The following is a 19,590-nucleotide window of genomic DNA, read 5'->3' as shown; positions in this document are numbered from 1 at the left end:
CCCCCGATGAGGTGGAAAGTTGAAGACCACCCCCGGGTCTGCCATGATGATGCGACCGAGCCTCATGGAGCTGATGATGGTCACGTCCCTTTCTGAACTCACACCCGATGAACAGCATTGGTTGAAGGAACTCGCGAGCGGAGGTGGGATGATGATTCCCACCGCCATGGCAAAGCGGCTCAAGGATCTGGGCCTTGCTGAGCAGAAGCTTGGCGGCGTGGGTATAAGCGACGCTGGCAAGCGCTTGGTCATGTCCCGCCGACGTCGCTGAGGCCATGTTCATGCCTCCTCGGCGGCGACGCGGACGATGTTACTGTTGACGCCAAGGCTGGCATTTAGCTTCAACACGCTGTTGGCCTGGTCGTACTGCTCGCTCTGGCTCATCACCTTGGCGATGAAATAGCGTTCGGAGGGGGTGCCGCCGGGAGGCGCATCGTTGAAGACCACCTTGAAGGCGTAGTCGTAAGGCGTCTTCTCAGCGGCAATGAGGGCGAGCTGGCCTGCATCATCGGCATCGATACCGCAGATGAGTTCCATGGTGCCGGCCGAACGCGGTCCTTTGAGCACCCTCGTGCGAGCATCAGAGATAGCGGTGAAGTTGACCGCTTCGGAGGTATCCCCCACCGAGCCCGCGGCCTCCAATTCCTTGATCTCAACCCACGTCTGAGGCGGCGTGGTAAAGTCAGCGAGGACGAAGCCATCGCTTTTCTGCTCCATGGTGCCGCCGATATAGGCCTTGAGGCCTGCCGTTGCATGCACGGTCATAGGGTGTTCCTTTCCTGTCGCCGCTCCTCGGCGGCCTCGATTGCGTTGCAGCGCTGGCAGCCGGCCCGCCAATTAGATCGGGCCATGCGAAGGTCTGGGCGCGTGCGGATGGATTTAATGTGCATGACGACGGTGGACCTTGCCCCGCAGCGTGCGCACAGTTCGTTTTCAGGCTGGGAGAGAAAAGCCCTTGCCTCTGTCTCCCAGGCCTTGTCGTAGCCGCGCTGTGAGGCGCTGGGACGCTTCTTGTCGAAGCGTGCCTTGCGCTCCCTGTCGTCGATACGGGCACGCTGGCAGCGCTCACCGGAAGGGTGTGCCTTGTTGCAGCGGCCGCAGACGTAGGGAGCGCGGGACGGCATCAGGCCACCGGACGTTCTGCAGCGTTGCCCTTGATGGCGATCACGCTTGCGAAGATCGACGTGCCGCTGCCCTTGGTGAGGACCGGGCGCACCCAACGCTTGAAGCCGCGATAGCCGACCTTGGCCGTGGTGCCGGCACCCAGATTGCCGGACACCGGCGCCTGATAGTGATCAGCATCCACGTCGGTGTAACCCGAATCTGTGTCCGACTCCTGGAGCTTCAGCGTGAAGGCACCAGAGCCGGTAATGGCGCCGGTGGCGACGACAAACGCCACACTGTCGAAACCGAGGAGGTCGACACCGGAACCGTTGGTGTTGGCGGCGATATCGGCAGGGGCGATGCTCTGCACGACACCGATGTTGTGAACGAGGTCACGCATGGGCGTTTCTCCTTACGAGGTTGCCATCTTGAGCTTGCGGAGGGCTTCGGCGAGGACCGGGCCGCCCCCGAGGCGACGGCGAGCATGGAAGCGAACCATGCCCTTCGTTGCCTGGGTGTACGGGTCGCGCAGGATCGACATGCCGACGCGGTCATAGATCCGGTAGGCGCGATTGAAGTCACCGAACATGACCGGATAGGTGCCGTTCGCGATATCCGGCATGGTCGGATCTTCGATGATCGGGCGGCCGAGCAGCGTGGACGGCTGGCCCTGCTGATAGGAAGGCTGCCACAGATAGTTGCCCTGGCCGTCCTTCAGTGTGCGAACGACGCCGAGCGTGGTGTTGTTCATCAGCCAGGAGGCATTGTTGCGATACGCCGCCGGCAGCGCGTACATCACGGCAATGAGCTTGTCGGGGTTGATGTTGGTTGCGTGGCCGTTGACCACCTCAGCCACGCCGGTGGTGCGCTGGACGCCCATGGGCTTCTTGGCGCCGTCGCCGTTCGAGAAGGCCGAACCTTCCTTGAGGGCGAATTCCTGCGAGAGTTCGGAGGAGATTTCGCTTTCGACGTTGATGGCCGAGTCGTCGAGGAGGCGCAGCGACACGTCGATGTAGCAGGCCAGCTCGTGCATGGGGATTTCGAGCTGACCATAGGTCATGGTCGTTTCGTCGCGGTCTTCGTCCTCACCCACCCAGTTCGCCGTTGGGCGGCCGGTCAGTTTCGGCAGGATAACGGAACCGGCGCCGGTGGAGCCAACGCGGACGGCTTGGCGGATCGGGGAGATGTCCACGATGCCGCGAATGACTTCCGTCTGGAATTCGGCCGGGGCGAGATAGCCGCCCTTCGTATCATCGCCGACGATCAGCGCGCGAACCTCTTCCGGATCCATGCGATTGTCGCCCAGGCGAAGGAAGTTGGTGAAGGCGCGGCGCTCCAGCGTGATTTCGCCCGTCTCACCGCCGGGCGTGTGCGGGCGGTTCATGCGGGTTTCCATGTCCGCGATCTGGGCGCGCAGCTCGGCGGTGCTTGCTTCCGAGGTCGTGCGGTAGGACGCGAAGTCGGTGGTCAGCGCTTCGACGGCGCGCGTGGCGACAGCCAGCGGGTCGTTATCCGGCTCGTCGCGGGTTTCCAGCGGGCCGAAGTGTCGGCCGGTTGCGAGGATACTTGCGGCTGCGCAAGCGATCGCTGCATGCTTCATGTCAGTTTCCTTTCGATACCAGAGCGCATTGTGCCTTCCGGCATGCTTCGATGAAGGCCGCTGCGCTCGTATCGCGGCCGTAGCTTCGAACCTGGGAGATGCGGGCACGGCCGGCACTCGGCAGGCCCACGATGGAGATTTCGCCGACGTACATATCGGTGAGGACGCGCAGACCGTCGGTGCCGCGCTTCTCGTTGCGGGACCTGAAGCCGATCGAGAGGCCGTTCACGGCCCCGGCTTTGAGAAGGTCAAAGACCTCCCGGCCGCGCGTAGTGCTGAGGACGATCCGGCCCTTGACGAAAAGCCCCTTGTCGTCCTCGCGGACCTCATCCCATACGCCGATGATGTCGCGCGGGTCGTGCGACCAAAGCATGAGCGGCCGGGTGCCAGCCGCGCGATGCTCGGCAATGGTTCGCTTGAAGGCGCCACGCTGCACGCGCTCGTTATGGGCGTTGCGCTCATCCCAGATGACGGCATAGCCGGAGAACTCACCGGCATCGGTCGGCGCTTCGAAACGGAGGGCAAGGTCAAGGTGATCCATCAGCCGCGCTCCGGTGCGAAGTTGCGACGATCGCCGGCAAAGGCATCGACTTGAGCTTGGAGCCAGTCGGCGGCCTTGAGGATGCGCAGTACGTTCTTATGGTTGAACGCGAGAGCGGAACCCTCGTGCTGGACCTCCCATCGCAGGACCGTCTTTGCGAGGCAGTTGATCCGGGCCGCTTCCCGGTTCGCCGCGGTGATCGTGCCATCCGGCTCGGCGCGCTCCGCCAGTTCGTCCATCATGGCGAGGCGGGCTCGGCGCTGCGTGTCGCTGTCAGGGCCGGCGAGCCACAAGGTCATGCCGGTTGGCTTGCCTTCCCAAGGGTCGATGATTTCGAGCTTTCTGCCACGGTCTTGGTCGACCACGTTGGCCCTGATGTCTTCAAGGTTCATCTGCCGGCGGCTCCTTGTCCTCGGGCTTTTCGTCTTCGAGCGGCGGCCCGCCATTGTGGCCGGGTCCGGGTGCGTTCGGATTGATGTGCGGGTTGCCGTACTCGTCGCCGCCCTCGTAGGGGGCGAGGTCGAGCCAGTTGCGGCCCTCGTTCGGGTTAAGCACCTTCGCGCTGATGAGGCTGTTGATCGCCGTGGCGCGGGCAGTGAGGTCGGCGCGGGTCAAGTCGTCCCGGTCGAGCAGGATGCGATAGCGCTTGCGCTCGTCCTTGGTGAACAGCGCTCGGGCCAGCGAGGTCTCCAGAGCTTTCAACCAGGGCTCAAGGCAATAGATCAGGAATTCCCGGCCCATTTGCTCTGAGTTCGACCATGTGGCGCGGTCGAGCTCGAACAGCATTGACGGAGGCACGCGGAAGGCGCGGGCAATTTCGAGGATCTGGAACGTGCGCAGCTCAAGGAACTGGCTGTCCACCGAGTTGAGGCCGAGCTGCTTGACGTCGGCGTCATCCCATAGCACCGCTGTCTTGCCGGTCTTGCTCGGCCCCTGAAACGCTGCTCGCCACCCCTTGAGCATTTCCAGCGCGCCCTTGGCGCCGAGACCCTTCTTGTTGAGGATCACACTGCCGGGCATCGCGCCGTTCTTGAAGAAGTTGGCGGCGTGCTCCTCCATGATCTTCGCGGTGCCGATCGCCTCGGCCGCGAGTGTCAGCGGCGAGCGATCAAACGGGCCGCGAACATGGAGGATTTCAGCGGAGCGGCGGCGCACGCCTTCGATGCGGTACTCTGGTTCCCCGGTCTTGGGCTCGTAGGCCACCGAAATCATGGAAGGCTGGTAGCGGATGATTTCCCGTACCTCGTCACCGACGCGGTTGACGTAGGCCAGGCCGCCCCAGTCGCGGGTGAGCGCATCGGCGGTCAGATCGCGTATAAGCTCGAAGCCGGACGTCCAGCTATTCACGTCGCCGCGAAGCATGTCGCCGATCGGGTGGTGGAGGTCTTCGGTTTCGGTCCCGCCCTCTGCGCGCCGCATGATACGGACAGGGAGGCAAGCGGCGGCTTCGGAGATGACGCGGACAGCAGCTGCGACGGCCGGGACACGAAGTGCGGCGGCGCCGGAGACGGCGACTGAGCCGGACTCCTGACCGCCCCAGAGAGCGTCCAGAACGCCATCCTCATCCTTGAGGTTTTCGTCTCGGGTTTCGAGCTTTTCGGTACGGGAGAATGGCCACAGCTTCATAGAGCAGTTTATGCCCTGTGTACGGCCTGACTGGATAACGGTTTGAAACGGGAATTCATGGTTTAATCGGGTTTCAAACCTGATTCGTGAGGCTGCGGAATGTGGATCGAGCTAACAACCACTGAAAATGAGAAGTTTGCGGTAAATCTCGATCACGTAGTTCGGATGGTCCCGATGGCCCAGGGCACGCAAATTGTCCCGGCCGACGGTGCTCCGTTTTATGTGAACGAGGAATTGCACATGATCATTGGCCGCGTGCGCACGATTGAAAACTTTCGGCGCGGCGGATGATCAATGGCCGCCTCTCCGAAGGTAGGTTATTAGATCCTCCTCAAACGCATAGTACCGGCCACCGATTTCTTTGACCGGCGACCCCGGCTGCTTCGCCAACGTGTCGCGCACGAAATCGGCGCCTACACCTATGCGCCGGCCGATCGCCGGCAACGTCCAGATGATGCGTGACGGGTTGCCGGAAGCACTATGCGTTTTCCGCATATTGCCCTCCAGCATGGCGTCAAGGCGCGCGGGCGTGAGGATTGGCCTATTCAAATTCCACCTCTTTCATCACTTCCATCGGTACGCCGAGGTTCTGGTAACGCTCCGCCTCGGCTTTCGCGATGCCGACATGGGTGGTGTTGAACGACTCCCGCCGTGTCCCGTCAGCCTCAACCGCGATGAAGAAGAACCTGAAGTAGGTGCCGAGGTCGCCCCATTGGCGTTCCTTCCGCACCAATACCTTTGCCGGTGGCGGCTCCTTCTGGACCCTGGCGAGCGCGGCGGCCTCCTGCTTCGGAACGTCGAGAATGCCCCACTTGGCGCGGAGGTGCGCGAGATCATCGTCAGTGATGTCCTCGGTCATGCCACGCTCCTTTTCAGCGGGATAAGATCGCCACCGCCCTTAGGCCGCGGAATGTTGTAAATCGTTTCCATCGCCGCCTTGTGGATGAGAGCCGGCATCGCGTTAATCACGTTGCTCGGCTTGCTGTCGGCCCATTCGAAAAGGTTGAGCTGCGTCATGCGTTCGCCCTCGCTTTGACATCCCATGACTCCATGTCGAATGGTGTCAGGTGCCCGTCCATGAGCATGCCGAGGCAACGCTTCATTTCTTCTGGCGGGCACCCACGGCTCAGGAGGAACAGCTTGCCCTCGTCGATGCTATGAGGAACGGGAAGTGCTCGCGTATACGTACCCCCTTGATCCTTCTCAGCAGCAGAGCTTTGTGATTGTGCCTGTGCTTCTGGATCTGAATATGAATCTGATTGTGGTTGTGGTTGTGGTTGTGGATGCTTAGGCCCGGCTTTATCCCGGCTTAAGCCCGGCTTTTCTTCGAGCCGAGGGCGCCCCCCCCTTCTGCCAGCCTCAGAGCGCTTCTTGTGGGTCTCTTCGGACTGGGCTCGAAGGGTCTCAAGGCGAGGATGCCGCCAGTCATCGGCAAAGAGCGTCCAGATAGCTTCCTTGACGAAGTCCCACCGTTCGGCAGCGCATTTCGCTATGCGAGCAAGACGCTCGTCATCGCTGGGAAGCCGGCCATGCTGCCACATATGCATCTTGAGTAGTGCATAGGCGCCGTACTCCTCCGCATTGAGATGGGAAGTCTCAGCCAGTTCATCGCCGACATAAACCGGCATCCAGGGTAGGTGGGTCATCCATGAGCCTTTCGATAAGCGCGCATACGGTCGGCCCACGCTATGGCCTCGCACGCCTCGACGGCGGAGAGACCGAACCGCTCTTTCAGTGCCGGCACAACAGGGTGGGGAGGCTCGCCGAGATCAGCGAGCCAGTGGGCGGCCTGTTCGACCGCGGCGGAGTGAGAGTGCTCTGGAGGGGTCAAGGTTTGGCCTCCAGCTTCGCCTTGAGGGCGTCAAAGCGATTCTGCAGGTCGTTGATCTCATCCGCTATGGCGAGAGTCGGGCAAAGCGGTTCGCCCAGCATGGCGCGTAGCTCCTTCGCGCATTTCATTGCTGCAACGAGCTTTCGCGATACCTCGTCGCAGACGCCGAGGATGGCTGCCTGGTGGGTCGGATCGTTGATTGCATGCGCGGCCATGAACACCGCGTCGTTCAGCGCTTCGGCTCCGTCCAGCTGGTTGATGACGTCGATCGCCTTGAGCGTGAGGGGTGAGGTCATGCCAGAAGCTCCACCTGGGTCAGGGTCCGATAGCGTCGATGCCCCATGCGAAATGGTTTGGCTCGGATGAGGATTTGCTCTCGCTCCCAAGCGTCGTCTTCGTCGTCGTACGTCTGGCGATCGAGGGCAGCACTAGCGATTTCTTGCATGAGGTTGTTGAGGCGCTCCGCCTCGACCTTGAACCACAGATAAGAGCCAGTCAGCGATGAGCCGTTCGCGTTCCATTCATTGGTCAACAGAACGTGGTGCGCTGCCTGGACGCCGTCAAAGAGGTTTCGCATGTCCTGAAGTGTCATGCCGTCGAAACGAGAAGGCATTGCCTCTCGGGCTCCGGCCGTGGTATTCGTTACCTCGTTCATTTTCGCATCCTTCCTGGGGATCGAGCTTGGACCATGGCCCGGAACCGTTGGCGCGGTTGCCGGGTCAATTTCGTTCTTGGCGGCGCGTTCAGGGGTCATGCTGCGTCCTCCATGAAGAACGCGATGAGCTTGGCGCGGCTGGCGACCCATCGGCCCTTTACCTTCTTGGCAGGAATCTCGCCGCTCTCTAGAAGCTGGAAAGTCACACGCGGCGTCCTGCCGATCACCTTTGCTATTCCTTCCCCGCCCCAAACCAGATCGAGCGAGGCACTATTTTGGTTTTCCATTTACTGTTCCTTTACGAATAGAGGGTAACCACGGTGGTTACTGGACCACGGTGGTCACTTGAAGTCAAGACCACGGTGGTCCATAACAGAGGAAAAGTGAGGGGCCGTTATGGGGCGCGAAGATCCGCAACTGAAATTGAGACTCACCGAAGCGCTGAAGGCGAGAGTAACTGCTGCCGCGCAGGCAAACGGACGTTCAGTCAACGCGGAGATTGTCGCCGCGCTTGAGACTGCATTTCCGGATCCGGCCAAGTATCGGGAGGAGTTGAAGTTCCTTGATGAGATTGATGAGATACAGCAGCGACTAGATCGTATTCGAGCGGCTCGCCTAGCCGAGGCATCCGAGAGTTTCACCGAGGAGTTCATCGAGGAGAACGCCGAGAAGATAAAGGGAAGGCCTCGTCAGCCGAAAAAGAAGGACCATTAGATGTCAGTCCGGAAGCGCACTTGGACAACCCCCAAGGGCGAAGAGAAATCCGCCTGGGTGGTCGATTACTTCGACGGTGCCGGCAAGCGTCACCTGAAGACGTTCCGGCTGAAGAAGGAGGCGGATTCTTTCTCTGCCACAGCAAGCGTCGAGGTGCGCGAGGGGGTGCACGTCGCGGACAGCGCCAGTGTGACGATCGAGGCAGCCGGCAAGCTATGGCTTGCGAGTGCTCGCGCTGCCGGATTGGAGCGTGCAACGGTCGAGGACTACGAGCGTCACGTTCGCCTGCACATCAATCCGCACATTGGCGCTATGAAGCTGCCGGCGCTGACCATTGCGAAGGTGCGAGCATTTGAGGACGCTCTTCGCACCGCCGATCGTTCCTCAGCCATGACCAAAAAGGTGCTGGTCAGTCTCGGCACGTTGATTGCAGACGCGCAGGAGCGCGGCCTAGTCGCTCGGAACGTCGTGCGTGACATGAAGGGCCGGCGCGGTTCTGGCGAGAAAAGGCAGGAGCAGCGCCTGAAGGGGCGATTGAAGGTCGGCGTAGACATACCAACGCGGGAGGAGGTTAAAGCCCTCCTTGGTGCCCTCTCGGGCCGGTGGCGTCCGTTGCTGTTGACAGCGGTCTTCTGTGGCCTACGTGCCTCCGAGCTGCGGGGCTTGCGGTGGAAGGATGTTGACCTTCAGAAGGGGCTCATTCGAGTGCACCAGCGCGCCGATCGGTTCAACGACATCGGCCGCCCCAAATCCCTCTCGGGTGAACGAGCCGTGCCAGCGCCGCCGATGGTCTTGAACGCGCTTCGTGAGTGGAAGCTGGCATGCCCTAAGCGGCTTACGAACAAGGTGAACGAGGATGGCGAGAAAATCGAGGTGCTCGATCTCGTCTTTCCGAACGGCCTTGGCAAAGTCGAGCAATTGAACAACATCCTCCGCCGCGGCCTGCATCCGACATGGATCGCCGCCGGCGTCACGGTCGAAACCGGAGAGATAGACAAGAAGGGTCAGCCAGTGCTGGCGCCGCGCTATAGCGGCATGCACGCGCTGCGGCACTTCTATGCCTCGTGGTGCATCAATCGGAAAGAGGATGGCGGCCTGGGCTTGCCTCCCAAGATCGTTCAGGAGAGGATGGGCCACTCGACCATTGCGCTCACGATGGACCGCTATTCTCACCTCTTCCCGAAGGATGATGATGCTGATGAAATGGCGGCCGCCGAGCGCGCTTTCATGGCGTGAGTGCAACATGGTTGCGACATGGCGCACGCAACCTACTGGAAATCCGGGCCTTGGAGCGGTTTCCTAATCTGGGGGTCCCGCGTTCGAATCGCGGCGGGATCACCATAGAGACATGGCGCCCGATAGTGCGGAGCAGGCCTTGCAGATCCTGGGTGGAAAACGCGACCGTGATGACGAGCCGGAGGCAAGGCCGTCGCCGCTGGCGTCGAGCCCGCCGACCTTCGAGCACATCATCACCGGGGCGGACGAGAGTTTCCTCTGGCGGCTCGATGATTATCCCTGGGAGCGCAATGTCTGGAACTTCCACCCCGAGTTCGAGATCCATCTGATCCGCAAGGGGGGAGGTGTCGCCTTCGTCGGCGACTATATCGGCGCTTTTTCCGCGAACTACCTCACCGTCATCGGCAGCGATCTGCCGCATGACTGGGTGACGATGACGGCGCCTGGCGAGATCATCGAGGGGCGGGACATCGTCGTCCAGTTTCACCCCGACCGGATCCGCGAGGCGACACGGCTTCTGCCGGAATTCGCCCAGCTCGAGACGTTTTTTGCGCGCGCCCAGCGGGGGCTCGTCTTTCACGGCGAGACGCTCGCTAGGGGCGTCGATCTGGTCGAGCGCATGGGCGAGACGCGGGGAATGGCGCGGCTTGCGCTGTTCCTACAACTGCTCGACCTGCTCGGCGGTTCCTCCGAATTCGAGATCCTCTCTTCACCGGAATATTCGCCGAAGCTCGATGCGGAAACGCTGGATGTTTTGCAGCGGGCGCTGGTATTCATCTATCGCAACTTCGCGACGGATATCCGGCTTTCCGACGTGGCGGATCTGGCCGGTATGAGCGAGAGCGCCTTTTCCCGCTTCTTCAAGAAGAACACCGGCAATACCTTTACCGACCACGTCAACAAGCTGCGCATCTGGCAGGCCTGCAAGCTGCTGGCCGAAAGCGAAATGCCCATTACCGACATCTGTTTCGAGGTCGGCTATATGAACATTTCCAACTTCAACCGCACCTTCCTGCGGCAGCACCGCATGACCCCGTCCGCCTATCGGCGGCTGGCGCCGCATCGCCGGTCGCTGCGTGACGATGTCGTCGCAATCCGATGAAACCTTGCGCATGCGGCAGGGTTTTTTCGCAGTGCAGCATAACAATTCGCATTAAAGTATAGAATCGCCGCATGACGCGCGCTAGCTCGCGCCAATTCCTCCGCTAGTATCAGCATTAGCGAAGATATTCGCTGTCAGATTGACGTCGGCGCGAGGAGGTTGCGCCGCGCCAACCACCGGATCCTTAGGGGAGGTTCAGTTCCATGAAAACCGTGAAGACGCTCGTTTCGAGCATCGCCTACGCATGCCTTCTTGCCAGCTCGGTCTCGTCGATTGCGCTGGCGGCGGAGTGCTCCGGCACGATCCGCGTTCTTGCCCAGCCGCGCGACGGGCTGACGCTTCTGGAAGACTACAAGGATGAATTTGCCAAGCTCAGCGGTGGCGCGTCCTTCGAGATCGACTATCTCAACGAGAATGACCGCCGCGCCAAGACCAAGGCGGATGCATCCACCATCGGCAAGTACAATGTGTACTATGTTGACGAGGCGAACATCGCGCTCTTCGCGTCGTCCGGCTGGGTCGTGCCGCTGACGGACTATTATCCGAGCGAATACGACTATGCCGATTTCGATCCCGGCCGGCAGAAGGTTGCGACCTATGACGGAAAGGTCTGGTTTGCACCGATTACCGGCGGCGGCGACCTGATGGTCTACCGCAAGGACCTGCTCGAGGCTGCCGGCATCAAGCCGCCGACGACGCTCGACGAGCTGAAGGTCGCGGTCAAGGCGCTGCACCAGCCGGACAAGGGCATCTACGGTATCGCCCTGCGCGGCCAGCGTGGTTCGGGCGCCAATGTCTGGCGCTGGATGCCTTACTTCAAGGGTTTCGGTGGCGAGTGGTTCGACGGCAGCACGCCGAAGTTCAACAGCGAGGCCGCGGTCAAGGCGACGGAAACCTATCTCGACCTCTTCCAATATTCCGCACCGGGCACGAAGACCGGCGGCTGGGACGAATCCACCGGCGCCTTCACCTCCGGTCAGGTCGCGATCCTGATCGAATCCACGCCGCTCGTCGGCATGGCGATCGATCCGAAGTCCTCGCAGGTCGCCGGCAAGGTTGGTTACCTGCCGCCGCCGACACCGCTGACCGGCGGTGGTTACGGCCACGGGCTTGCCATCGGCACCAAGGCAAATGCGGACGATGCGTCGAAGGCGTGCGCCGGCCTGTTCATCGCCTGGGCGACCTCGAAGGAAAATGAGCAGCGGCGTCTTGAAGCCAACCAGTTCAGCGAACTGAACCGCACCAGCATCATGACGAGCGAGACCTTCGCCAAGCTCTATGGCCCGGATCTCGGCCAGGCGCTGGCCGATACCGGCAAGGTCACCGCCGTCAACTTCTGGCAGAGCCCGCTGTGGCCGGATCTCGGCGATCGCTGGGGCATCATCCTGGAAGAACTGATCGCCGGTTCGCGCACGGACATCAAGGATGGCCTGAACGAACTCGAAGGCTTCGCCAAGGACCTCGTTGCCCGCAGCCAGTAGCCTTTGAGCCGCGCGGCCGCTTTCGCCTCCCGAGACGGCGGCCGCGCAATCCTGAGGGATGATCCATGAAAACCAGAAACAGCCTGCCCGCCGTCTTCCTGGCGCCGCCGCTTGCCATTCTCGCGGTGCTCGCCTTCGTGCCGACGGCCTATGCCATCTATATTTCCTTCCGCAACCGCGAACTCAGCCGGCCGGATGGCAGCTTCGTCGGACTTCAGAACTATCTCGATCTGTTTTCCGATCGCCGCTTCCTCAATGCCGTCGGCGTGTCGCTGACCTGGGAGGTCGTTACGGTCACGCTGACGCTTGTCGTCGCTATCGGGCTCGGCATCCTGCTTTTCGAGTTCGCCTCGTCCCGCATGCGGGCGGTCATGACGCTGCTCTTCCTGGTGCCGGTCATCCTGCCGCGCGTGTCGGCGGCCTTCGTATGGAAGTTCGCCTTCCATCCGCTCTATGGCATCGTCACCTATCCCTACAAGGCTATCACCGGCCAGCCGCTCGATCTTCTCTCCAGCCCGGCGACGGCGCTGATGACGGTGGCGCTGGTCGATGTCTGGCAGTGGGGCCTGTTCTTTGCCGTCATCGTGCTGAAGCTTCTGGAAACCCTGCCGCCGCAACCTTTCGAGGCTGCCCGGCTGGACCATGCGCGCAGCTTCGAGATCTACGCCTATATCGCCATCCCCATGCTGAAGGCCCCGCTCATCTCGCTCGCCTTCATCAAGATGATCGAATCGCTGCGCGCCTTCGACCTCATCTATGTCATGACCCGCGGCGGCCCCGGCATCGCGACGGAAACGCTCGACATGTACGCCTTCTCGCAGGGTTTCATCGAATCCGGCCGCATCTCCTACGCCTCGAGCATGGCGGTGCTGATGATGGTCGCGACCACCGTCATCTTCACGGTGATCTGGAAGAGGGTGAAGCCATGACCATCTCACGTTTCCTCGGCAAGGCCGTTCTCTATCTTGCTGCCTTTTCAGCGGTCTTTCCGATGGTCTGGACGGCGATCAACGCCTTCAAGAACCGGGTGGATATCGTCACCCCGACGCCGCTCTTCATCTTCACGCCAACGCTCGACAATTTCGCCTATGTGCTGGGGCGCGAGAGCGTTGCGGCCGGTCTCGTCAACTCGCTCTTGAGTGCGGGAGGCTCGGTGCTGATCGGCGCGCTGCTCGGTCTGCCGGCGGCCTATGCCATCGCGCGCTATCCGAACCGCTGGTCGGCCGACATCCAGTTCTTCGTGCTGTCGCTGCGCTTCCTGCCGCCGGTTGCGGTCGCCATCCCGCTGATGGTTATCTGGCTCGATCTCGGCTTCTACGACACGCGGCTGTCCCTGATCGTCACCTATACGCTGCTGACGCTCGCGACCGTCATCTGGCTCGGCGTGCCCGCCTTTGCCCGGGTGCCGAAGGAGGTGGAAGAGGCGGCGCGCGTCGATGGTTACGGCCCCTATGCGGTCTTCCTGCTGATCGCGCTGCCGATCGCCTCACGCTCGTTGATCGGTGCCGTGGCCTTTGCCTTCGTGCTGGTCTGGAACGAGTTCCTGATCGCGCTGATGCTGACGACCTCAGATGCCAAGACGCTGCCGATCGTCGCCTCGGAACTCACCCAGCTCGGTCGCGACGTGCCCTGGGGCATCCTCAATGCCTCGGTGGTGCTGCTTTCCATCCCGCCGCTCCTGCTCATCGGCATCCTGAGCGGCCTCCTTAACAATGCCTTCCGGCGCAAGAGCAATTGACGACAGGATAATCCAACCATGCAAGCCTTGGTTCTCGAAGAAAAGGGTGTGCTTGCCCTTCGTGATATCGATCTTCCGCTGGCCGTCGGCCCGGATGATGTGAAGATCGCCATCCATACGGTCGGCGTCTGCGGCAGCGACGTGCACTACTATACCCATGGCGCGATCGGTCCCTATGTGGTGCGCGCACCCATGGTGCTCGGCCATGAGGCGGCGGGCACCGTCGTTGCGGCTGGCGAAAACGTCCGTCATCTGGCGGTCGGCGACCGGGTCTGCATGGAACCGGGCATCCCGGACCTGTCCTCCCGCGCCGCGAAACTCGGTCTGTACAATGTCGATCCGGCCGTGCGCTTCTGGGCGACGCCGCCGGTGCATGGCATCCTCGCGCCCTATGCGGTGCATCCCGCTGCCTTCACCTATCGCCTGCCGGACAACGTCTCCTTTGCGGAGGGGGCCATGGTCGAACCCTTCGCCATCGGCATGCAGGCGGCGGCGCGCGCCCGCATCGTGCCGGGCGATGTTGCCGCCGTCATCGGTGCCGGCCCGATCGGCATCATGGTAGCGCTGGCAGCGCTGGCCGGCGGGTGTAGCCGCGTGCTGATCTCCGATTTCAGCGCGGAGAAGCTGGCGATTGCCGCGGCCTATCCGGGTATCGAACCGGTGAACCTCAAGGAAACCACCTTCGCCGAGGCCATAGGCAAGGCGACGATGGACTGGGGCGCGGACGTGGTGTTCGAGGCGAGCGGCAGCGCCAAGGCTTTCGACGGGCTGTTCGATCTCGTTCGGCCGGGCGGTGCCGTCGTGCTGGTCGGCCTGCCGGTCGATGCCGTGCGATTCGACGTGCCGGGCGCCATCTCCAAGGAGGTCCGCGTCGAGACGGTGTTTCGCTACGCCAATGTCTTCGACCGAGCGCTGGAACTGATCGCCTCCGGCAAGGTCGATCTCAAGCCGCTGATCACCGGCACCTATGCCTTCCGCGACAGCGTCGCCGCCTTCGACCGGGCAGTGGAGGCGCGGCCGACGGATGTGAAATTGCAAATCCGCGTCCAGGGAGAGGATTGAGCCATGGCTAACATCGTCTGTGCCAAGGTGGACAAGGCCTATGGGGCCGTCAACGTCATCCGCGATTTCAACCTGGAGATCGCGGACCACGAATTCGTCGTCTTCCTCGGCCCCTCCGGCTGCGGGAAATCCACGCTGCTGCGCATGATCGCGGGACTGGAGGATATTTCCGGCGGCGAGGTGTCGATTGCCGGCCGGGTCGTCAACGATCTCGAACCGCGCGATCGCGGCGTGGCGATGGTCTTCCAGAACTATGCGCTCTATCCGCATATGACGATCTACGACAACATCGCCTTCGGCCTGAAGCGCATGAAGGTGGACAAGGCGGAGATCGACAGCCGCATTCAGGCGGTGGCTGGAACGCTCGGGCTGGAACCCTATCTCTCCCGCAAGCCGACGGAGCTGTCCGGGGGCCAGCAGCAGCGCGTGGCGATTGCGCGCGCCATGATCAAGACGCCACGGGTCTTCCTGTTCGACGAACCGCTCTCCAACCTCGACGCCAAGCTGCGCAACCATATGCGCGTCGAGATCGCCCGGCTGCACCAGGCGCTGAAGACGACGACCGTCTATGTCACGCACGACCAGCTAGAGGCGATGACGCTGGCCGACCGGATCGTGCTGATGAAGGGCGGCGCCATCGAGCAGGTCGGCACGCCGGCGGAAATCTACGAGCGGCCGCGCACGCTTTTCGTTGCCGGTTTCATCGGCACGCCCAACATGAACTTTGTCGATGTGACGGCGCATGCGGACGGCGAAAACTGGCGGCTTGACGGCGACGGTGTGCGCTTCGTGGTGTCCCGCGGGCGCTTCGATCTCACGGAGCGGCAGGCTGTCACGCTTGGCGTGCGTCCCTCGGCGCTGGTCGCCGGCGGGGGGGTGAGCGATGCCAACAGGCTTGCCGGTGTCATCGACCTCGTCGAATTCCACGGGGACGACGCCCTCGTGTCCTTCCGGGTCGGCGGCAAGGAGGTGAGCGCATTGGTGCCGGCGGTGATGCGGCCCAAGGCGGGCACGCCGGTCGCGTTTAGCGCAAAGGAAGAGGCCCTGCATCTCTTCGACCGGGCCTCGGGCATGTCTCTGCTACGGGCTTGAGTCGTCGCCGTAAAATGGAAGACGGGCGCGGCTGGAGACCAGCCGCGCCCGCTTTTGTTTAAGACTGGGCGAGGTCGAAGCGGTCGGCGTTGACCACCTTGTTCCAGGCCGAAACGAAGTCCTTGACGAACTTCTCCTGTGCGTCGCTTTCGCCATAAACTTCGGCGAAGGCGCGCAGCTGCGAGTTCGAGCCGAAGACGAGGTCGGCGCGGGTGGCCGTCCACTTGACGTCGCCGGTCTGGCGGTCGCGGCCTTCGAAGACGGTCTGGTCGTCCGATGCGGCCTTCCAGGCGGTTCCCATGTCGAGCAGGTTCACGAAGAAGTCGTTCGTGAGCGCACCCGGGCGCTTGGTGAAGACGCCGTTCTGGGACTGGCCGTGGTTGATGTCGAGCACGCGCAGGCCGCCGAGCAGGACCGTCAGCTCCGGACCGGTGAGGGTCAGGAGATTGGCCTTGTCGATGAGCAGAGCTTCGGCCGGAATGCTGGCATCCGACGTGTCGTAGTTGCGGAAGCCATCGGCGACCGGCTCGAGCACGGCGAAGGATTCGACATCGGTCTGGTCCTGCGTCGCATCGGTGCGGCCGGGCGTGAAGGGCACGTCGACAGCGTGGCCCGCAGCCTTTGCCGCCGTCTCGACGCCAGCGGCGCCACCGAGCACGATCAGGTCGGCGAGCGACACCTTCTTGCCGCCCGCTGCCGCGTCATTGAACGCCTTCTGGATGCCTTCCAGCGTTTCGAGAACCTTAGCGAGCTGGGCTGGCTGGTTGACCGCCCAATCCTTCTGCGGGCTGAGGCGGACGCGGGCGCCGTTTGCACCACCGCGCTTGTCGGAGCCGCGGAAGGTCGAGGCGGAGGCCCAGGCGGTCGAGACGAGTTCGGCGACGGAAAGGCCGGAGCCGAGGATCGTCTGCTTGAGGGCAGCGATGTCGGCCGCGTCGACCAGCGGATGATCAACCGCAGGAACCGGATCCTGCCAGATCAGCGCTTCCGCCGGCACTTCCGGGCCGAGATAGCGGGCGCGCGGGCCCATGTCGCGGTGGGTCAGCTTGAACCAGGCGCGGGCGAAGGCGTCGGCGAACTGATCCGGATTCTCGTAGAAGCGACGGGCGATCTTCTCGTAGGCCGGGTCGGCACGCAGCGCGAGGTCGGTGGTGAGCATTGCCGGGGCATGGCGCTTCGAAGGATCGTGCGCGTCCGGCACCGAGTTCGCGCCGGCGTCGTGCTTGGGCTTCCACTGATGGGCGCCGGCCGGGCTCTTCGTCAGCTCCCATTCGTAGCCGAACAGGTTCCAGAAGAAGTTGTTGGTCCAGCGCGTCGGCGTCGAGGTCCAGGTGACTTCCAGGCCGCTGCCGATCGTGTCGGCGCCCTTGCCGGTGCCGAACTTGTTGTCCCAGCCGAGGCCCTGCTGCTCGATCATGCCGGCTTCCGGGTCGGAGCCGACGAGGCCTGCGTCACCCGCACCATGGGTCTTGCCGAAGGTGTGGCCACCGGCGATGAGTGCCACGGTTTCCTCGTCGTCCATCGCCATGCGGGCGAAGGTGTCGCGGATGTCGCGTGCGGCGGCAAGCGGGTCGGGAACGCCTTCCGGGCCTTCCGGGTTGACGTAGATCAGGCCCATATGCGTGGCAGACAGCGGCTTGTCGAGCTGGCGTTCGCCGGTGAAGCGCTTGTCGCTGCCGAGCCAGGTGGTCTCGGAGCCCCAATAGGTGCTTTCATCCGGCTCCCAGACGTCGGCGCGGCCACCGGCGAAACCGAAGGTCTTGAAACCCATCGATTCGAGCGCGACGTTACCGGTGAGGATGAACAGGTCGGCCCAGGAGATTTTCTTGCCGTATTTCTGCTTGATCGGCCAGAGCAGCCGGCGGGCCTTGTCGAGGTTGACGTTGTCCGGCCAGCTGTTCAGCGGCGCGAAACGCTGCTGGCCCTGGCCACCGCCGCCGCGGCCGTCGTAGATGCGGTAGGTGCCGGCGCTGTGCCAGGCCATGCGGATGAAGAGCGGGCCATAGTGCCCGAAGTCGGCCGGCCACCAGTCCTGCGAATCGATCATCAGGGCGCGAAGGTCCGCCTTGAGCCCCTCATAGTCGAGGGTCTTGAATTCCGCGGCATAATCGAACTGTTCACCCATCGGGTTGGACAGGGCGGAATACTGGTGCAGCAGCTTGATGTTCAGCTGGTTCGGCCACCAGTCGCGGTTCGACCGCATGGACGAATCCGCTGCGATGCGCCCGCCATGGGCGACAGGACACTTGCCCGTGGTTTCGACTTTCGTATCCATGATGTTCTCCCGTCTGATCTGATTGGTTGTTCCGCCCGGAGGGCTTGGCACGTCTCCGGGGCCGAGTTGTGTTGGCGGATGCGAAAAGACGCGTCCACCCTGGGCGATGACCTGTGGTTCATCTCCTTGCATAGGGACTTAGCAAAAGGCTGGCATAAATTTAAGTTTGATTTATTGATCGGCGCGATAAGATAAGCTTATGATGAACTTTACCCTCAGACAACTGCGCTATTTTGAAGCGATGGCCCGCCACAATCATTTTGGACGGGCGGCCGACGCCTGCTCGATTTCCCAGCCGGCGCTGTCGACGCAGATCAAGGAACTGGAAAAGGAACTAGGCAGCGACCTCTTCGAGCGCGGCGCGCGCCAGGTCCGGCTCACCAATTTTGGCGAGGCCTTTCTCGTGCGCGTGCGGGAAATCCTGCGTTCGGTCGACGAACTGGGCGATGTGGCTCGGGCGGCCAGGAACCAGCTGGCGGGGCGTCTCCGGATCGGCATCATCCCCACCGTCGCCCCCTATATGCTGCCGCGGATCATCGGCAATCTTACTCGGCTTTATGACGGGCTCGACATCCATGTGCGCGAAACGCAGACCGCAAAACTGGTCCAGGAACTGACCGAGGGACGCCTCGACACCGCAATCGTCGCTTTGCCGGTGTCTGAACCGTCACTCACCGAAGTGGCGCTGTTCAACGAGGATTTCGTGCTCGTTCGCCCGGGCAAGGACGAGGGCAAGCCCGTTCCCAATCGCGACATGCTGAGCGAAATGCGGTTGCTGCTGCTGGAGGAGGGGCACTGCTTTCGCGAGCAGGCGCTGTCCTTCTGCAAGGTGAACACGGAGCGTCCGCGGGAACTGATGGATGGAAGTTCGCTGTCCACGCTGGTGCAGATGGTCGGCGCCGGCATCGGCATCACCCTGATCCCGGAGATGGCCGTGGCGGTGGAAACCCGTTCGGCGGCCGTTTCGATCGCCAGGTTCAATGCCCCGCAACCGTCCAGAACGATCGGCATGATCTGGCGCAAGACCAGCCCGCTTGCCGAACAGCTTTTGCAGATTTCCGAAGTGGTGCGGCAGTCGGCCGCCGACGTCGTCAGGCCGGGTTTGCCGGCGTGAGACTAGTTGTGCAGGGGACGATCAGACGTCTTCCTTCTCGCGCTCGGGCGTGACGACGCGCGGCTTGGTCTTGATCGACGGCACGACCGATGGTTTGGCGACGACCTTCGGGGTGGGCGCCTTCATGCCGAGCATGCTGCGGATGCGGTCGCTGACCAGCGGGCGGAAACGGGTGGCGCGGAAGGGCATGTCCGTGGCGCCGTAGCCTTCCGGACCGTCATCGTTGCCGCGATAGAGTTCCATCAGCTTGATGCCGTAGAAATCGCCGTCGACATAGTGGCGGTATTGACCGGTCCAGCGGACGGTGTAGATCTGTCCCTTGCGGATGCCCTGATCGATCGAGACGTTCTTGAAGCGATCGTTGATGCAAACCACTTTCTGTCCGACCTTGAAGGTGGGCATACGACTTCCCCCGATGC

General features: G+C 62.5%; 24 protein-coding genes. 10 read left to right on the top strand and 14 right to left on the bottom strand.

The window, feature by feature from the left end:
• The first annotated feature begins 19 nt into the window (after positions 1 to 19).
• The gene (locus tag GR138_RS26635; protein WP_160862296.1) at positions 20 to 271 is read left to right on the top strand and encodes a hypothetical protein; all 252 of its coding nucleotides are present in this window, start codon (positions 20 to 22) and stop codon (positions 269 to 271) included.
• An 8-nt stretch (positions 272 to 279) separates the two neighbouring features.
• Here the strand turns inward: GR138_RS26635 and GR138_RS26630 are convergent, their stop codons facing one another.
• From GR138_RS26630 to GR138_RS26580, 12 genes are all read right to left on the bottom strand, one after another.
• The gene (locus GR138_RS26630; RefSeq protein ID WP_160862295.1) at positions 280 to 765 is read right to left on the bottom strand and encodes a hypothetical protein; all 486 of its coding nucleotides are present in this window, start codon (positions 763 to 765) and stop codon (positions 280 to 282) included.
• 358 nt (positions 766 to 1,123) lie between these two features.
• On the bottom strand, positions 1,124 to 1,504 hold the full coding sequence (locus tag GR138_RS26625) for a hypothetical protein (RefSeq protein WP_160862294.1): 381 nt from the start codon (positions 1,502 to 1,504) through the stop codon (positions 1,124 to 1,126).
• 12 nt (positions 1,505 to 1,516) lie between these two features.
• Complete coding sequence (locus GR138_RS26620) at positions 1,517 to 2,704, bottom strand: phage major capsid protein (RefSeq protein WP_160862293.1); 1,188 nt, start codon at positions 2,702 to 2,704, stop codon at positions 1,517 to 1,519.
• Between the two features lies 1 nt (position 2,705).
• Positions 2,706 to 3,245, bottom strand: a complete 540-nt coding sequence (locus GR138_RS26615; protein WP_160862292.1) for an HK97 family phage prohead protease — start codon at positions 3,243 to 3,245, stop codon at positions 2,706 to 2,708.
• Complete coding sequence (locus GR138_RS26610; RefSeq protein ID WP_160862291.1) at positions 3,245 to 3,637, bottom strand: hypothetical protein; 393 nt, start codon at positions 3,635 to 3,637, stop codon at positions 3,245 to 3,247. The genes GR138_RS26615 and GR138_RS26610 overlap by 1 nt, the downstream gene beginning before the upstream one ends.
• The gene (locus GR138_RS26605) at positions 3,627 to 4,871 is read right to left on the bottom strand and encodes a phage portal protein (protein ID WP_160862290.1); all 1,245 of its coding nucleotides are present in this window, start codon (positions 4,869 to 4,871) and stop codon (positions 3,627 to 3,629) included. The genes GR138_RS26610 and GR138_RS26605 overlap by 11 nt, the downstream gene beginning before the upstream one ends.
• A 541-nt stretch (positions 4,872 to 5,412) precedes the next feature.
• Positions 5,413 to 5,730: a hypothetical protein gene (locus GR138_RS26600; RefSeq protein ID WP_160862289.1), complete on the bottom strand. Its 318-nt coding sequence runs from the start codon at positions 5,728 to 5,730 to the stop codon at positions 5,413 to 5,415.
• On the bottom strand, positions 5,727 to 5,888 hold the full coding sequence (locus tag GR138_RS30370; protein ID WP_246200748.1) for a hypothetical protein: 162 nt from the start codon (positions 5,886 to 5,888) through the stop codon (positions 5,727 to 5,729). The genes GR138_RS26600 and GR138_RS30370 overlap by 4 nt, the downstream gene beginning before the upstream one ends.
• Positions 5,885 to 6,517, bottom strand: coding sequence for a YdaU family protein (locus GR138_RS26595; RefSeq protein WP_160862288.1), 633 nt, complete (start codon positions 6,515 to 6,517; stop codon positions 5,885 to 5,887). Before GR138_RS26595 ends, GR138_RS30370 begins: the two co-directional genes overlap by 4 nt.
• A 181-nt stretch (positions 6,518 to 6,698) precedes the next feature.
• Positions 6,699 to 6,998, bottom strand: a complete 300-nt coding sequence (locus GR138_RS26590; protein ID WP_160862287.1) for a hypothetical protein — start codon at positions 6,996 to 6,998, stop codon at positions 6,699 to 6,701.
• Positions 6,995 to 7,456 carry a hypothetical protein gene (locus tag GR138_RS26585; protein ID WP_160862286.1) on the bottom strand — a complete coding sequence of 154 codons (462 nt, stop codon included), beginning with the start codon at positions 7,454 to 7,456 and terminating at the stop codon, positions 6,995 to 6,997. The genes GR138_RS26590 and GR138_RS26585 overlap by 4 nt, the downstream gene beginning before the upstream one ends.
• Positions 7,453 to 7,644: a DNA-binding protein gene (locus GR138_RS26580; protein WP_160862285.1), complete on the bottom strand. Its 192-nt coding sequence runs from the start codon at positions 7,642 to 7,644 to the stop codon at positions 7,453 to 7,455. Before GR138_RS26580 ends, GR138_RS26585 begins: the two co-directional genes overlap by 4 nt.
• Positions 7,645 to 7,753: 109 nt before the next feature.
• Here GR138_RS26580 and GR138_RS26575 point away from each other — a divergent pair, with 109 nt between their 5' ends.
• The 8 genes from GR138_RS26575 to GR138_RS26540 all read left to right on the top strand — a co-directional run bounded on the left by GR138_RS26575 (position 7,754) and on the right by GR138_RS26540 (position 15,782).
• Positions 7,754 to 8,071: an Arc family DNA-binding protein gene (locus tag GR138_RS26575; protein WP_160862284.1), complete on the top strand. Its 318-nt coding sequence runs from the start codon at positions 7,754 to 7,756 to the stop codon at positions 8,069 to 8,071.
• Positions 8,072 to 9,307 carry a tyrosine-type recombinase/integrase gene (locus GR138_RS26570; protein ID WP_160862283.1) on the top strand — a complete coding sequence of 412 codons (1,236 nt, stop codon included), beginning with the start codon at positions 8,072 to 8,074 and terminating at the stop codon, positions 9,305 to 9,307.
• 112 nt (positions 9,308 to 9,419) lie between these two features.
• Positions 9,420 to 10,409: an AraC family transcriptional regulator gene (locus GR138_RS26565; protein ID WP_160862282.1), complete on the top strand. Its 990-nt coding sequence runs from the start codon at positions 9,420 to 9,422 to the stop codon at positions 10,407 to 10,409.
• A gap of 203 nt (positions 10,410 to 10,612) precedes the next feature.
• Complete coding sequence (locus GR138_RS26560) at positions 10,613 to 11,890, top strand: ABC transporter substrate-binding protein (protein ID WP_160862281.1); 1,278 nt, start codon at positions 10,613 to 10,615, stop codon at positions 11,888 to 11,890.
• A 65-nt stretch (positions 11,891 to 11,955) separates the two neighbouring features.
• Positions 11,956 to 12,819 (top strand): carbohydrate ABC transporter permease, encoded by an 864-nt coding sequence (locus tag GR138_RS26555; RefSeq protein ID WP_160862280.1) that lies wholly within the window; start codon positions 11,956 to 11,958, stop codon positions 12,817 to 12,819.
• A complete protein-coding gene (locus GR138_RS26550) occupies positions 12,816 to 13,628 on the top strand; it encodes a carbohydrate ABC transporter permease (protein ID WP_160862279.1) in 813 nt (270 codons plus the stop codon). The genes GR138_RS26555 and GR138_RS26550 overlap by 4 nt, the downstream gene beginning before the upstream one ends.
• A gap of 18 nt (positions 13,629 to 13,646) precedes the next feature.
• Positions 13,647 to 14,690, top strand: a complete 1,044-nt coding sequence (locus GR138_RS26545; protein WP_160862278.1) for an NAD(P)-dependent alcohol dehydrogenase — start codon at positions 13,647 to 13,649, stop codon at positions 14,688 to 14,690.
• Positions 14,691 to 14,693: 3 nt separating this feature from the next.
• On the top strand, positions 14,694 to 15,782 hold the full coding sequence (locus GR138_RS26540) for an ABC transporter ATP-binding protein (protein WP_160862277.1): 1,089 nt from the start codon (positions 14,694 to 14,696) through the stop codon (positions 15,780 to 15,782).
• Between the two features lie 58 nt (positions 15,783 to 15,840).
• Here the strand turns inward: GR138_RS26540 and katG are convergent, their stop codons facing one another.
• On the bottom strand, positions 15,841 to 18,057 hold the full coding sequence (gene katG / locus GR138_RS26535) for a catalase/peroxidase HPI (protein WP_160862276.1): 2,217 nt from the start codon (positions 18,055 to 18,057) through the stop codon (positions 15,841 to 15,843).
• Between the two features lie 199 nt (positions 18,058 to 18,256).
• Here katG and GR138_RS26530 point away from each other — a divergent pair, with 199 nt between their 5' ends.
• Positions 18,257 to 19,171 (top strand): LysR substrate-binding domain-containing protein, encoded by a 915-nt coding sequence (locus GR138_RS26530; protein WP_160862275.1) that lies wholly within the window; start codon positions 18,257 to 18,259, stop codon positions 19,169 to 19,171.
• Positions 19,172 to 19,192: 21 nt separating this feature from the next.
• On the opposite strand, the gene GR138_RS26525 is transcribed toward GR138_RS26530, so the two are convergent.
• A complete protein-coding gene (locus tag GR138_RS26525; protein WP_160862274.1) occupies positions 19,193 to 19,573 on the bottom strand; it encodes a CAP-Gly domain protein in 381 nt (126 codons plus the stop codon).
• Between the last annotated feature and the right edge of the window lie 17 nt (positions 19,574 to 19,590).

The organism is Shinella kummerowiae, assembly GCF_009827055.1.
GTDB lineage: Bacteria > Pseudomonadota > Alphaproteobacteria > Rhizobiales > Rhizobiaceae > Shinella > Shinella kummerowiae.
This window is presented reverse-complemented; position numbering and strand designations above follow the sequence as displayed.

Excerpts from the sequence above, each read along its gene's own strand:
- GR138_RS26630 (WP_160862295.1), bottom strand. The coding sequence starts at position 765 with ATGACCGTGCATGCAACGGCAGGCCTCAAGGCCTATATCGGCGGCACC.
- GR138_RS26625 (WP_160862294.1), bottom strand. The coding sequence starts at position 1,504 with ATGCGTGACCTCGTTCACAACATCGGTGTCGTGCAGAGCATCGCCCCT.
- GR138_RS26620 (WP_160862293.1), bottom strand. The coding sequence starts at position 2,704 with ATGAAGCATGCAGCGATCGCTTGCGCAGCCGCAAGTATCCTCGCAACC.
- GR138_RS26615 (WP_160862292.1), bottom strand. The coding sequence starts at position 3,245 with ATGGATCACCTTGACCTTGCCCTCCGTTTCGAAGCGCCGACCGATGCC.
- GR138_RS26610 (WP_160862291.1), bottom strand. The coding sequence starts at position 3,637 with ATGAACCTTGAAGACATCAGGGCCAACGTGGTCGACCAAGACCGTGGC.
- GR138_RS26605 (WP_160862290.1), bottom strand. The coding sequence starts at position 4,871 with ATGAAGCTGTGGCCATTCTCCCGTACCGAAAAGCTCGAAACCCGAGAC.
- GR138_RS26600 (WP_160862289.1), bottom strand. The coding sequence starts at position 5,730 with ATGACCGAGGACATCACTGACGATGATCTCGCGCACCTCCGCGCCAAG.
- GR138_RS30370 (WP_246200748.1), bottom strand. The coding sequence starts at position 5,888 with ATGACGCAGCTCAACCTTTTCGAATGGGCCGACAGCAAGCCGAGCAAC.
- GR138_RS26595 (WP_160862288.1), bottom strand. The coding sequence starts at position 6,517 with ATGACCCACCTACCCTGGATGCCGGTTTATGTCGGCGATGAACTGGCT.
- GR138_RS26590 (WP_160862287.1), bottom strand. The coding sequence starts at position 6,998 with ATGACCTCACCCCTCACGCTCAAGGCGATCGACGTCATCAACCAGCTG.
- GR138_RS26585 (WP_160862286.1), bottom strand. The coding sequence starts at position 7,456 with ATGACCCCTGAACGCGCCGCCAAGAACGAAATTGACCCGGCAACCGCG.
- GR138_RS26580 (WP_160862285.1), bottom strand. The coding sequence starts at position 7,644 with ATGGAAAACCAAAATAGTGCCTCGCTCGATCTGGTTTGGGGCGGGGAA.
- GR138_RS26575 (WP_160862284.1), top strand. The coding sequence starts at position 7,754 with ATGGGGCGCGAAGATCCGCAACTGAAATTGAGACTCACCGAAGCGCTG.
- GR138_RS26570 (WP_160862283.1), top strand. The coding sequence starts at position 8,072 with ATGTCAGTCCGGAAGCGCACTTGGACAACCCCCAAGGGCGAAGAGAAA.
- GR138_RS26565 (WP_160862282.1), top strand. The coding sequence starts at position 9,420 with ATGGCGCCCGATAGTGCGGAGCAGGCCTTGCAGATCCTGGGTGGAAAA.
- GR138_RS26560 (WP_160862281.1), top strand. The coding sequence starts at position 10,613 with ATGAAAACCGTGAAGACGCTCGTTTCGAGCATCGCCTACGCATGCCTT.
- GR138_RS26555 (WP_160862280.1), top strand. The coding sequence starts at position 11,956 with ATGAAAACCAGAAACAGCCTGCCCGCCGTCTTCCTGGCGCCGCCGCTT.
- GR138_RS26550 (WP_160862279.1), top strand. The coding sequence starts at position 12,816 with ATGACCATCTCACGTTTCCTCGGCAAGGCCGTTCTCTATCTTGCTGCC.
- GR138_RS26545 (WP_160862278.1), top strand. The coding sequence starts at position 13,647 with ATGCAAGCCTTGGTTCTCGAAGAAAAGGGTGTGCTTGCCCTTCGTGAT.
- GR138_RS26540 (WP_160862277.1), top strand. The coding sequence starts at position 14,694 with ATGGCTAACATCGTCTGTGCCAAGGTGGACAAGGCCTATGGGGCCGTC.
- katG (WP_160862276.1), bottom strand. The coding sequence starts at position 18,057 with ATGGATACGAAAGTCGAAACCACGGGCAAGTGTCCTGTCGCCCATGGC.
- GR138_RS26530 (WP_160862275.1), top strand. The coding sequence starts at position 18,257 with ATGATGAACTTTACCCTCAGACAACTGCGCTATTTTGAAGCGATGGCC.
- GR138_RS26525 (WP_160862274.1), bottom strand. The coding sequence starts at position 19,573 with ATGCCCACCTTCAAGGTCGGACAGAAAGTGGTTTGCATCAACGATCGC.